General features: G+C 39.2%; 12 protein-coding genes. 6 read left to right on the forward strand and 6 right to left on the reverse strand.

Features of this window, described 5'->3' with window-relative positions; translation table 11 throughout:
* Positions 1 to 13 precede the first annotated feature (13 nt).
* From HY063_08755 to HY063_08775, 5 genes are all read left to right on the forward strand, one after another.
* Positions 14 to 514 (forward strand): ORF6N domain-containing protein, encoded by a 501-nt coding sequence (locus tag HY063_08755; GenBank protein MBI3501870.1) that lies wholly within the window; start codon positions 14 to 16, stop codon positions 512 to 514.
* Positions 507 to 3,848 carry an isoleucine--tRNA ligase gene (locus HY063_08760; GenBank protein ID MBI3501871.1) on the forward strand — a complete coding sequence of 1,114 codons (3,342 nt, stop codon included), beginning with the start codon at positions 507 to 509 and terminating at the stop codon, positions 3,846 to 3,848. The genes HY063_08755 and HY063_08760 overlap by 8 nt, the downstream gene beginning before the upstream one ends.
* Positions 3,849 to 4,297: 449 nt before the next feature.
* Positions 4,298 to 4,747 (forward strand): TraR/DksA family transcriptional regulator, encoded by a 450-nt coding sequence (locus HY063_08765; GenBank protein ID MBI3501872.1) that lies wholly within the window; start codon positions 4,298 to 4,300, stop codon positions 4,745 to 4,747.
* A gap of 66 nt (positions 4,748 to 4,813) precedes the next feature.
* Positions 4,814 to 5,464, forward strand: coding sequence for a lipoprotein signal peptidase (locus HY063_08770; protein ID MBI3501873.1), 651 nt, complete (start codon positions 4,814 to 4,816; stop codon positions 5,462 to 5,464).
* Between the two features lie 18 nt (positions 5,465 to 5,482).
* Positions 5,483 to 6,118: a ribonuclease H family protein gene (locus tag HY063_08775; GenBank protein ID MBI3501874.1), complete on the forward strand. Its 636-nt coding sequence runs from the start codon at positions 5,483 to 5,485 to the stop codon at positions 6,116 to 6,118.
* Between the two features lies 1 nt (position 6,119).
* On the opposite strand, the gene gatA is transcribed toward HY063_08775, so the two are convergent.
* The 6 genes from gatA to HY063_08805 form a co-directional block, all read right to left on the reverse strand.
* The gene (gatA, locus tag HY063_08780; GenBank protein ID MBI3501875.1) at positions 6,120 to 7,529 is read right to left on the reverse strand and encodes an Asp-tRNA(Asn)/Glu-tRNA(Gln) amidotransferase subunit GatA; all 1,410 of its coding nucleotides are present in this window, start codon (positions 7,527 to 7,529) and stop codon (positions 6,120 to 6,122) included.
* 84 nt (positions 7,530 to 7,613) lie between these two features.
* Positions 7,614 to 7,802, reverse strand: coding sequence for a twin-arginine translocase TatA/TatE family subunit (locus HY063_08785; GenBank protein MBI3501876.1), 189 nt, complete (start codon positions 7,800 to 7,802; stop codon positions 7,614 to 7,616).
* Positions 7,803 to 7,898: 96 nt separating this feature from the next.
* On the reverse strand, positions 7,899 to 8,525 hold the full coding sequence (locus HY063_08790) for a superoxide dismutase (GenBank protein MBI3501877.1): 627 nt from the start codon (positions 8,523 to 8,525) through the stop codon (positions 7,899 to 7,901).
* 144 nt (positions 8,526 to 8,669) lie between these two features.
* Entirely contained in the window at positions 8,670 to 9,131 is a 462-nt protein-coding gene (locus HY063_08795; protein MBI3501878.1) for an SRPBCC family protein, read from the reverse strand.
* Between the two features lie 35 nt (positions 9,132 to 9,166).
* Entirely contained in the window at positions 9,167 to 9,634 is a 468-nt protein-coding gene (locus HY063_08800; GenBank protein MBI3501879.1) for a biotin/lipoyl-binding protein, read from the reverse strand.
* Positions 9,631 to 11,760, reverse strand: a complete 2,130-nt coding sequence (locus HY063_08805) for a glycoside hydrolase family 9 protein (protein MBI3501880.1) — start codon at positions 11,758 to 11,760, stop codon at positions 9,631 to 9,633. Before HY063_08805 ends, HY063_08800 begins: the two co-directional genes overlap by 4 nt.
* A gap of 121 nt (positions 11,761 to 11,881) precedes the next feature.
* Between HY063_08805 and HY063_08810 the strand changes: the two genes are divergently transcribed.
* Complete coding sequence (locus HY063_08810; protein MBI3501881.1) at positions 11,882 to 12,319, forward strand: hypothetical protein; 438 nt, start codon at positions 11,882 to 11,884, stop codon at positions 12,317 to 12,319.
* The last annotated feature ends 42 nt before the right edge of the window (positions 12,320 to 12,361 follow it).

Below are 12,361 nucleotides of genomic sequence, written 5' to 3' on the forward strand. Positions count from 1 at the left end.
ATGACATAATAAAATGGAACTAACAATAATTCAAAAGAAGATATTTGAAGTACGAGGGCATCGTGTTATGCTTGACCGCCATTTAGGTGAATTGTATGATGTTCCTACTAAATCCATAAATCTTGCTGTAAAAAGGAATAAGAATAGATTCCCTTCGGATTTCATGTTTCAACTCACCAAAAAAGAATATGATTCTTTAAGGTTTCAATTTGAAACCTTAAAGAGAGGAACACATTCTAAATTTTTACCGTATGTTTTTACCGAGCACGGTGTGGCAATGTTGTCATCAGTTTTGAGAAGCAAGAAAGCAGTTGAAGTAAATATTTCAATTATGCGTGCCTTTATTCTGCTCAGGCAATTAGCCATCAGCCATAAAGAACTTTTGAGAAAGATTAAGGAGTTAGAAAAGAAATATGATAAAAACTTTGCAGAGATTTATCAAGCGTTAAACTTATTACTTGACCCGCCACATCCTAAAAGAAAAAAGGTTGGCTATAAACATTACGATGAATAAGTATCCTGAATATAAAAACCTCAATCTTCCTCTCATCGGAAAAGAAATTCTTGAATGGTGGGAGAAAGAAAAGATTTTTGAGAAGAGTGTAGCCACACGCGAGAGTGCCGAGCCGTTCGTGTTTTATGAAGGTCCACCCAGCGCGAACGGAATGCCGGGCATCCATCACGTGATGGCGCGAAGCATCAAGGATATTTTCTGCCGCTATCAAACACTAAAAGGAAAGCAAGTAAAACGCAAAGCAGGATGGGATACGCACGGACTTCCTATCGAACTGGCTGTAGAAAAAACTTTGGGTATAACCAAAGAAGACATCGGAAAAAAAATTTCCATTGAAGATTATAATAAGGCATGCCGCACGGAGGTGATGAAATACCAGGACAAATGGGAAGAAGTAACTCGCCTGATGGGTTACTGGGTGGATATGAAAAATCCATATGTCACTTATGAAAATAATTACATCGAAAGCGTTTGGTGGCTTTTGAAAAAACTTTACGAGAAAAAACTTTTATATAAAGGATTCACCATTCAGCCATACTCTCCTGCTGCAGGAACCGGTTTGAGCACGCATGAGTTGAATCAGCCGGGATGTTATCGAAATGTGAAAGATTCGACTGCAGTTGCTCAGTTCAAAACGAAAATTAAAAATATTGAAGGCGACACCTGTTTTCTTGCATGGACGACAACTCCCTGGACGCTTCCTTCCAATACAGCACTTGCCGTAGGAGCGAAGATTGATTACGTAGCTGTAAAAACTATAAATCAATATTCAAAAAATGAAATAGTTGTAATTCTTGCGAAAGCACTTCGCGATAAATATTTTGGCGATGGAAAATCAAAACTTCCTGTTGGAGAAGATGTGGCGACATTCAAAGGAAAAGATTTGGAAGGAATTTCCTACGAGCAACTTCTTCCTTTCGCTCAACCGAAAGATGGCGATGCGTTCAGAGTAGTGCTCGGAGATTTTGTTACGACTGAAGACGGAACAGGAATCGTTCACATCGCTCCCAGTTTTGGTGCGGACGACTTTCGCGTGGCAAAACAAAATGGAATTGGTTCGCTCACGCTGGTTGACAAACGTGGAAAATTTTTACCTGAAGTGCAAGATGGAGTTTTTCTTTACGGAGAAGAATTCGTTAAAGCAGAATATTTAAATGAAGCAGAAAAGAAAATAGAATTTGAAAAGCAGAAAAAAATTCTTGAAGCAAAAGGAAAAATAAAAGAACTGAAAGAATATTTGAGCGTTGACGAACGAATTGTTTTGAAACTTCAGGAAGAAAGAAAACTTTTCAAGAAAGAAAAATACGAGCACAGTTACCCTCATTGTTGGAGAACTGACAAACCAATTTTATATTATCCGCTCGATAGTTGGTTTGTGAAAACCACTGCGTACAAAGACCGAATGGTTGAACTCAATAAAACAATTAACTGGAAACCTGCTCACACAGGCACAGGTCGTTTTGGCGAGTGGCTGAATAATTTACAGGATTGGAATTTATCCCGCTCACGATTTTGGGGAATTCCGCTTCCTATCTGGAGAACGGAAGATGGCAAAGAAGAAAAAATCATCGGCTCGGTAGAAGATTTGAAAAAAGAAATTGATAAAGCAAAAAAAGCTGGAATTGAAAATCCTGACATTAATGATTTACACAAACCATATATCGACAGAGTATTTCTTGTTTCCGATTCAGGAAAGAAAATGTCCCGCGAATCTGATTTGATTGATGTTTGGTTTGATTCAGGTGCAATGCCCTATGCACAATTGCATTATCCATTCGAGAACAAAGAACAAATTGACCAGAAAAAATATTTCCCTGCGGATTTCATAGCGGAAGGCGTTGACCAGACGCGCGGATGGTTTTACACGCTTCACGCGATTGCTTGTTTATGTTTTGATTCTGTCGCGTATAAAAATGTGGTGAGCAACGGACTTGTGCTCGACAAGAATGGAAATAAAATGAGCAAACGTCTCGGCAATGCGGTTGACCCATTTGCTACGTTGGAAAAATATGGTCCGGATGCCACTCGCTGGTACATGATTGCAAATGCCGACCCGTGGGATAACCTGAAATTCGATATAGAAGGCGTTGCAGAAAAGCAAAGAAGTTTTTTCGGAACGTTGTATAATACATACGCATTCTTTGCGCTTTATGCCAATATTGACAATTTCACGTATAAGGAAAAAGAAATTCCGATTTCCGACCGACCTGAAATTGACAGATGGATTTTATCAGAATTGAATTCGCTTATCAAATTAGTTGATGAATCTTTTGCAAACTATGAACCCACCAAAGCTGGGCGAGCCATTGAAACTTTTGTAGATGAGCATTTGAGCAACTGGTACGTGCGTTTGTGCAGAAGGCGTTTCTGGAAAGGAGACTATACACACGATAAAATTTCTGCGTATCAAACTTTGTATCGTTGTTTGGAAGTGATTTCTCAACTCGCTTCTCCGATTTCTCCGTTCTTCTGCGAGAAATTGTTTAAAGATTTGAATGACGTTACAAAAAAACAGAATGCAGAAAGCGTTCACCTGAGTTTGTTTCCTGTTGTTGATGAAAAAAAAATTGACAAACCGCTGGAAGAAAGAATGGATCTGGCACAGAAAATATCTTCGATGATTCTTTCCATCCGCAAAAAAGAAAACATTCGGGTTCGTCAACCTCTTACAAAAATTCAGATTCCGATTCTGGATGAATTGTTCAGAAAAAAACTGGAACTCGTTAAAGATTTGATTTTATCTGAAGTGAATGTGAAGGAAATGGATTTTGTAGATGAATCAAAAACTCAAATTGTAAAAAACCTGAAACTGAATTTTAAAACTCTCGGCAAGAAATTAGGTAAAGACATGAAGGCCGTTCAAACATTTGCTTTAGAACATTCACAGGAAATAATTTCTTCCATCGAAAAAACAGATAAGTATGAATTGAAAATTAATGAAGCAAATTATACGCTCGAAATCGAAGATGTAGAAATAATTCCGGTAGATATTCCCGGCTGGAAAGTGGCAAACCAGGGAGCAATAACTGTGGCGCTTGACATCACAATTACAGATAAATTAAGAGATGAAGGAATCGCCCGCGAGATAGTAAATCGCCTGCAAAATCTTCGAAAAGAAAAGAATTTTGAAGTCACAGACAGGATAGAAGTAAGGATGAAAGACCACCCGAAAATTAACTCTGCTGTATTAAATAATTTAGATTACATTCGCGCGGAAATTTTAGCAAATACGTTTGAAATCGTGAATGAGATTAACGGAAACGGAATCGAAATTGAAGTGGATGACGAGATAAAAACAACAGTCGCGATTGACCGCACCAAACAATTAAATTAATTACCATGGCAAAAGCAAAAAAGAAAAAGCCGGCAAAGGCGAAGGCAAAAAAAGCCAAAGCAAAAAAATCTTCTAAGAAAAAAGCAGCGAAGAAAAAAATATCTAAGAAGGTTGCGAAGAAAAAAGCAGCGAAGAAAAAAGCAACAAAAAAAGTTAAGAAGGTTAAAGCAAGAAAAGTTGCAAAGAAAAAAGCATCTAAGAAAATTAAGGCGAGAAAAGTTAAAGCGAAGAAATCCGCAAAGAAAGTTTCCGCAAAAACAAAACCGGTTGCCAAGAAGGAGAGCAAAATTTCTGATACGATTATTGACATCAAGCCAATTTCTTTTCCAAAGCCGATTGCAAGCGAAAAACCGGAGAAAGAAAAAAAGAAAACCAAAGAAGAATTGGAGGAGGAACGCGAACTTATGGGAGATGAAAACTATTCATGGGAGAATAGCAATTTTGGCGATATGAAATCGTATGAGCCCGCGCCTGTCTTCAGAAAACCTGAACCTCCCCAGCCGAAATTCAAAGGAAAAAAAGACAGCCGCACGCGGTATTCAGATAAAGAACTTGCAGAGTTCAAGGGAATCATTCACGAAAAAATTACAGAGGCAGAACGCGATTATGAACTTTTGAAAAATACCCTCGCGCACCGCGATGAGCAGGGAACGGATGATACTTCTCCTACGTTTAAAGTTCTGGAAGACGGTTCAGACGCAATGTCGCGCGAGGAAATTGCGCAACTTGCTTCCCGCCAGGAAAAACATATTCAGAATTTAAGAAATGCTCTCATACGAATTGAAAATAAAACGTACGGAATCTGCCGCGTGACAGGAAAATTAATTCCGAAAGAAAGATTGCGCAGCGTTCCGCACGCAACGCTCAGCATTGAAGCCAAGTTAATGCAGAATAGTTAGTAGTTCGTTGTCAGTGGTTAGTTGAAGCAACTGACAACTTTCCACTGACAACTAACAAATCCCCCTGTGAAAAGAGCAGCATTCATTGTATTTATAGTTTTAGCAATTGACCAATTCGTCAAAATCTGGATTAAGACGCACATGACGCTGGGCGAACAAATTTCTGTCATTGAAAATTTTTTCTACATCCACTTCACCGAAAATTATGGTATGGCTTTCGGGCTGGAACTCGAAGGCACTTACGGAAAATTATTGCTGAGTTTGTTCCGCATACTCGCTGTGTTCGGAATAGGCTGGTATTTATTCATCCTCGTAAAACAAAAAGCGCATCGTGGACTTATCTTCAGCATTTCATTAATCATGGCTGGCGCAATTGGAAATATTTTGGACAGCGCTTTCTACGGTTTGATTTTTTCTGAAAGCACTCCGATGGATGCGGCTACCATTCTTCCTGCTGAAGGCGGCTACGCAGGATTTCTTCACGGAGCAGTGGTGGATATGTTTTATTTCTACACGCATCTTGAACATGTTTTCTGGAGCAAGGAACCGTTTACTTTTTCATTTCCTATTTTTAATATTTCTGATTCGGCTATTACGATTGGAGTGATTATCATTTTAATTTTTCAGAGAAGATTTTTCAGGAAGGAGGTACAGATAACAGATGCACCCGGATTTACAGATGATAAAGACAATGCATCTTCTTCTGTAAATCCGTAATAAATCTGTTATCTGCACATGGGAAAAAAAATCAAACGGAAATATTATGTTGTCTGGAAAGGAAAAGAAAGAGGCGTGTTTGATTCGTGGGAAGAATGTAAAAAGCAAATTCAGAATTTTACAGGAGCGCAATATAAATCTTTCAGCACAAAAGAAATTGCTGAACGCGCGTTTGAAAAATCTTCTAAGGAATTTATTGGCAAAAAAATTTTTCAATCAGAACTTTCTGCTGAACAACTTGCGCGGCTCGGAAAACAGAAAGAAGAAAGCATTTGCGTGGATGCTGCTTACAACGGAAAGGAAATGGAATACAAAGGAGTTTACACAAAAACAAAACAGGAATTATTCAAGTCGGGAATTTTTGAAGATGCTACGAACAACATAGGAGAATTTCTCGCCATCATCCATGCTCTCGGCTATTTGAAAAAACAAAAATCATCCGCGCCTGTTTATTCCGACAGCATGACTGCCATTCACTGGGTGAAACTCGGGCATGCCAATACAAAACTCAAAGCAACTCCTGCCAACAAATCACTTTTCTATTTAATCGAGCGTGCTGAGAAGTGGCTGAGAGAAAATAAATATCCGAATAGATTATTAAAATGGGAAACGAAAGCATGGGGAGAAAATCCTGCTGACTTTGGAAGAAAATAAATTATTTTTTTGATTTGAGAGTTTTTGAAAACTCTAACAACTCTTTCTCCCCAAATTTTTTCCCCATCAGTTGAATTCCAAAAGGAAGTCCGTCAGATTTTTTTCCAAGCGGAAGAGAAATTGCCGGAAGCCCCGTAAGATTTGCAAGCACCGTAAAAATATCTTCCAGGTACATTTGAATGGGGTCAGAAATATCTCCATGCTTGAAAGCGGAGTTGGGAGTTGTGGGGGAGAGAATGAAATCATACTCTTTCAAAATATCATTTGCTTTATCGCGCAAAACCCTTCGCACCTTTTGCGCTTTGGAATAATACGCATCGTAATATCCTGAACTCAACACAAAAGTTCCGAGCATAATTCTTCGCTTCACTTCTTTTCCGAAACCTTCTGAGCGGGATTTTCTATAGGTAGATTCCAAATCGGTTGCGTTCTTGCTTCTGTATCCGTAGCGGATTCCATCAAACCGTGCGAGGTTGGAACTTGCTTCGGCAGTAGTCAAGACATAATAAGCAGGAACAAGATAATCGAGAAAAGGAAATTCTACCGGCTCAACTTTATGTCCTTCTTTTTTCAGTTGAGAAATAATTTCGAGCATTTGTTTTTTCACTTCGAAATTTAATCCCGGATGTTCAATGCAATCTTTTAGAAATGCAATTCGTTTTTTTTCTTTGCCGACTGCCAACTGCCGACTGCCAACTGCTGCCGTGCATGTGCTGTCAAACTCATCTGCTCCCGCAATCACTTCTAAAATTTTTTCCGTGTCCTCAACATTTTTTGTAAGCGGACCAATCTGGTCGAACGAAGAAGCATAGGCAATCAATCCCCAGCGGGAAACTTTTCCGTAAGTTGGTTTCAATCCCACCACTCCGCAAAAAGATGCGGGCTGGCGAATGCTTCCGCCTGTGTCGCTTCCAAGCGCAGCGTGACAAAGATTTGCCGCCACGGCAGCAGCGCTTCCTCCGGATGAACCACCGGGAACTCTTGATTCATCAAAAGGATTTTTTACATTTCCATAGGCGGAATTTTCATTTGAACTTCCCATCGCGAATTCATCGCAGTTAGTTCTGCCGATGATGATCGCATCTTCATTCAGCAAACGCTCGACAACCGTTGCGCTGTAAAGCGAAGTAAAACCCTCCAGAATTTTTGATGAAGCGGAAACTTTATGGTCTTTGTAGCAGATGTTATCTTTAATGGCGATGACGAGCCCTGCTAATTTTCCCTGCGACTTATCTTTTATTTTTCTATCAACTTCATCTGCTTTTTTCAGAGCAGAATCTTTGAACACTTCCAGAAAAGCATTCAGATTTTTTTTCTCGCCAATGCGTTTGAGATAATCTCCGGTTAATTTTCGGCAGGAAGTTTTGCCGGAGAATAAATCTTTCTGAACTTCTGAAATGGAGGAATACATTTATCGGATATTTGAAAAGTCATGCTGAACTTGTTTCAGCATCCGTATAGATTCCGAAACAAGTTCGGAATGACAGCCGAAAAATTATTTCTGTTCTTCTTTCTTCTCGTTGTCAACTCCGTCTTTCGCGTCTTTGAATTCTTTCATTCCTTTTCCGAGCCCGCGCATGAGTTCAGGAATTTTTTTTCCTCCGAAGAGAAGCAGAACAACAATAACAATGAGAATGATTTCGGTGGTGCCGAGCATTCCAAGCAATATAGTGGCAGTTGTCATAGTGAAAAATTTATGAGCGAAGATAAGAATAAAATACAAGTGGCAGTAGGCAGTTGCAGTAGCAGGATTTTTTACTGCCAACTGCCGCTGCTACCGCTACTTGCCTTCAAATTTCTTTTGCGCTTCTTCCCAGTTTACAACGTTCCACCAGTTGGAAATATAATCTGCGCGTTTGTTTTGATATTTCAAATAGTATGCGTGTTCCCAAACATCCAGACCAAGAATCAGATTTCCCTTCAACTCTGAAATATCCATCAGAGGATTATCCTGATTTGGAGTTGAACCGATTTCTAATTTTCCATCCTTATTTATAACAAGCCACGCCCAGCCAGAACCAAAAACTTTTGTGGCTGTTTCAGAAAATTTTGTTTTGAAATTATCGAATGAAGTAAAAGTAGATTTAATTATATCATTTAATTTTCCCGAAGGTTCATTCGCAGAAGAAGGTGAAAGCACAGAACCTTTGTTCGGCTTCATCCATTTCCAGAAGAGCGAATGATTGTAATGCCCGCCACCATTATTTCTAACAGCAGCAGAATATTTCGAAACATTTTTACAAATTTCATCGAGAGAAAGTCCGCTGAGTTTTGCATCTGCTAATGCTTTATTCAGTTTATCAACGTATGCCTGGTGATGTTTCGTGTGATGAAGTTCCATTGTTTGTTTATCAATGAAAGGTTCGAGCGCATCGTAAGCGTAAGGTAAAAGTGGAAGCGTGAACATATTGTCTTCCGGAATTCCGCTTTCGGAGAAATTATTTTCTTCTCCGAAAGATTTGTTCAGGAGTGTAAGTCCAACTCCTGCGAGCGTAACTTTTTTCAGAAACTCTCTGCGGTTTGAATTTTCTTTTTTCATTTGAAAATATTTTTATGCTGCATCCGGAATTTCGGGCTCAACTAACTTTTTCAATTTATCCAAAGATTCCTGCCATCCCAGATAACACATTTCTGTTGGTATAGCGGAAGGAATTCCCTCCTGAATAACTTTTAGTTCCGTGCCGCAGGAAACTTTTTTAAGCCAAATTGAAGTCGTCATTTCACCGGGCAAATTCGGGTCGTCAAATTTATCACTGTGCTTTATGAATTCATTCGGTTTTATTTCCAGGAATTTTCCTCCGAAGGAATGTCCGTTGCCGGTGGAAAAATTTATGAAAGACATTTTATAACTGCCTCCCGCTTTAAAATCCAATTGATGAACCACGCCTAAATATCCGTAAGGAGGAAGCCAAAACGCCTGAGCATTGGGATCGGAAAAGGCGCGGAAAACTTTTTCGGGAGCCGCTTTCAAAACCCTGTGTAATGTTACGCTGCCGCTGCTGTTGTTTGTCATTTTCGTATTGTTCGTAAGATTTCGTTTTTCGAAGATTACGCGAAGCTAATCATTACCTGATTTTTCTCAATCGCATCTCCTTTTTTAATATGAACTTTTTTTATGCTTCCTTCTGTTGGAGATTTAATTATGTTTTCCATTTTCATCGCCTGCAGAACAATTAATCCATCGTCTTTTTTCACAGCATCACCTTCTTTCACGCGAACATCAACCACTAAACCGGGCATTGGTGCTTTTACTTCTTTTACTTTTTTGGTTGACGCATTGTCTATTCCCAATTCTTTTAACAATTCATCGTATTTATCTTTTAATTGAACTGTGTATTTGTTTCCGTTTATGCGAATGACAAAACTTTTTTCTTCTTTGTTTGCTTTCAGAACTTCGGCATTGTAAGATTTATTGTCTTTGATGATATGAAAAATACCCTGTTTGATTTCAACTATATCAAAATCTTTTTCTCCTTCCAAAACAAAATCATATTTGTTATTTACTTTGGCTTTCATCGGGAGATAATTAATTTTTCTGTTTTGGAAAATTCTCCGTTTGTGATTCTGCAAAAATAAATTCCTTGCCCCAGCCCTAAAGGGAGTGTGATTTCAGTTTCTGATTTTACGGTTTGAGATTCAAAAATAAATTCACCATAAATATTAAAAACTTTAATTGCTGTTTGACTGCCGCTGCTTCCAACTGCCACTTTGAATTTGCCGTTTGATGGATTCGGATAAATCGTAAAATCATTTTCCAGAGAAATATTTTCTGCAGAAGTAACTGAAGAAGTTGTGTCCGCAAACTTTGAAAGTAATTTCACATACGCAGCATTTACATAAATCCCCACTTCAGAAATCTGCCAGGAGTTTTCGGGAAAGGAAGTGTTCCAGTCTTTATAACTTTTCTGAACGGGTTGATTTTGCGGAGGGGCAAGCGTTGGGCCTGTATAAGAAGCATCGGGAGCGAAATCTTTGTCCACGCCAGCGGGAATAAATCCGGGCGGAGGACCAACGTAAGGAGAAACTCCTCCATCGAACGCAGTTCCATCACCAAACCATCCGTGATAAATTTCGTGTGTGAAAAAATCTCCGCCAAAAGAATTTGCATTCGTCATAAAAACATTTCCGTGCGGATTCATTCCGTGGATGTAATGAATGTAACCTTCCGCGGCATTCCTATATTTTGTTTGATTCGCTGCATCCAGATTATATTGCACCATATTATATAGGATGGAACCCGTCTCACACTTGAACTGATTATTTCCCCACACATAATCGTTGTCCTGCATCTGCGCCATGTAAGCGTCCGTTTGGTTATTGTACGCAGGAAGCATTCCGGCATTGTTGGAAGAAGTTGAAGAGATGCAATTATTTTTTATCGCGTTCACCACGCTTGCAGTTGCTCCTGTTGTTTTGCAATAATAAAGAAGCGCATCCTGATAAGGAGATTCAAACGGATACCAATACGTCCATTGCATCGGTTGAATATTATAATTGTTGTCAATAAAAGTTTTGTAAGAAGAATTTCCTGTTGCAGCGAAAAGATAAATCGCTGCAGTTAACGAATGAGCATCCTGATCGTAATTTGAAACTTCAGGATTTGCGCTGGAGAAACCGGAATTATTATAGTTGGAATATCCCGGAGTATTCTGAAGCCAAGTCCACGCGAGTTGCGCTTTTGCAAGAAGTGTATTCGCATACGATTGCAAAGAAGGAATCGTGTTGTAAATTAAATATGCGTGCGCGAACAAACTTGCTGCTGTTCTTGTTGCGGATGATTGAGCAGGACCATAAAACCGTTGCGGAGTGTCGGTGCTCGGAGGCGAACCGCCCGTAAATCCCTGCGTGGAAACTTTCATCAGTTCGCTTCCATCGCTGTTCTGCATTTTCAAAAGCCAGTCGAGTTCATATTTTGTTTCATCGAGAATATCAGGAACTCCGTTTCCGCTTTCGGGAATGTTGTAATTATCTTTGAAAACTTTTGGGTTCTGTTCATATGCATCCAGCAAATAATTTACCGTTGCGAAACAAAAGTTAGTGTACTTGTTGTAATCTCCTGCATCGTGCCATCCACCTGATAAATCTTTTTCGAGAGAAGAATTGCTCGGCTGTGTAACATCGCGGCATTTTAAATCCTGCATTGTTCCTTCGTGGCAAATCACATCGGTGTAATTTGTTCCGGCATACTGCGAAGTTTTTGCCATTCCGCAGCGCTGGTAATAAAAAAACCTCAGCGCGTGCTTCAGTGCATCATTGTAAACATCATTACGAATCGAAAAAGTATAAGAGCGTTTATTATTTGTCGCATCATATATATAGTAATCATCTGGCGTAGTCACAGAAGAAAAATCAAACCACCAGCATTTATCTCCGCTCTGCATGTGAGTTGCGCCACTATTCCAGGCAACAGGCGTTCCGGAAAAAATAGAAGTGTTGTTTGATTGCTTTCTTACTTCCAACGTATTTCCCGGAGTGTAAGGACTTGGAGCATTGTAACCCGTTTGCGGATTCGAGATGACACAAATTTTTCTGTCGTTCGGCTGGTAGCCGATTTGGTCTAACTTGAAATGGTCATCTATACTTTGAGAATAAGCAAGAGAAAAAATTTCAAGGCAAACAAAAAGTAAAAAATATTTTTTCATAAAATGTTTTCAAACCTACGTAAAATTTTTTACTTGCCTTTTGAATGCTGTTAATAAATAGTTTACTCAGGAATATGCGAGAATAATACTTTCGCTCACAAACCTTTAAATAAATTAAAATATGAAAAAGACAAAAATGGTAATTTTCACATTGATACTCGCAATCGGGTTTTCAAGTTGCACATTAAACAGCAGAATGATGCGTGAGCCAAATGCGCGCATGGAATGGAAAAAAGATGACTTTACTTTTTCCGCACAGGTAACGGGCGAGGCCACTTCCACAAAAATTATTGGAATTGATTTTGCCCGCTTGTTTAAAAAAGACGTGGGCAGCACTCAGGGCGGAGAAGTTTCTGCAGGCATTCCCATTATTGGTCCTATCTTGCAGAAATTTATTGGCGATAAAACCGTTTCCTATGCTATATATGACATGATGCAAAAAAATCAGGGATACGATGTAATATTATACCCGTCTGTTGAAATACACAAAACAGGTATTCCAATAATTTATACTACCACTAAAGCGAAAGTTGCAGCACGTCTCGGTAAACTGAAGTAAAAATATTGGGGAATTATTTTTTGGAAAGGAGGGATTATAGTA

The sequence above is a fragment of the Bacteroidota bacterium genome, assembly GCA_016195025.1.
Taxonomy (GTDB): domain Bacteria; phylum Bacteroidota; class Bacteroidia; order Palsa-948; family Palsa-948; genus Palsa-948.

Excerpts from the sequence above, each read along its gene's own strand:
- gatA (MBI3501875.1), bottom strand. The coding sequence starts at position 7,529 with ATGTATTCCTCCATTTCAGAAGTTCAGAAAGATTTATTCTCCGGCAAA.
- HY063_08760 (MBI3501871.1), top strand. The coding sequence starts at position 507 with ATGAATAAGTATCCTGAATATAAAAACCTCAATCTTCCTCTCATCGGA.
- HY063_08785 (MBI3501876.1), bottom strand. The coding sequence starts at position 7,802 with ATGACAACTGCCACTATATTGCTTGGAATGCTCGGCACCACCGAAATC.
- HY063_08795 (MBI3501878.1), bottom strand. The coding sequence starts at position 9,131 with ATGACAAACAACAGCAGCGGCAGCGTAACATTACACAGGGTTTTGAAA.
- HY063_08755 (MBI3501870.1), top strand. The coding sequence starts at position 14 with ATGGAACTAACAATAATTCAAAAGAAGATATTTGAAGTACGAGGGCAT.
- HY063_08810 (MBI3501881.1), top strand. The coding sequence starts at position 11,882 with ATGAAAAAGACAAAAATGGTAATTTTCACATTGATACTCGCAATCGGG.
- HY063_08790 (MBI3501877.1), bottom strand. The coding sequence starts at position 8,525 with ATGTTCACGCTTCCACTTTTACCTTACGCTTACGATGCGCTCGAACCT.
- HY063_08800 (MBI3501879.1), bottom strand. The coding sequence starts at position 9,634 with ATGAAAGCCAAAGTAAATAACAAATATGATTTTGTTTTGGAAGGAGAA.
- HY063_08765 (MBI3501872.1), top strand. The coding sequence starts at position 4,298 with ATGAAATCGTATGAGCCCGCGCCTGTCTTCAGAAAACCTGAACCTCCC.
- HY063_08805 (MBI3501880.1), bottom strand. The coding sequence starts at position 11,760 with ATGAAAAAATATTTTTTACTTTTTGTTTGCCTTGAAATTTTTTCTCTT.
- HY063_08775 (MBI3501874.1), top strand. The coding sequence starts at position 5,483 with ATGGGAAAAAAAATCAAACGGAAATATTATGTTGTCTGGAAAGGAAAA.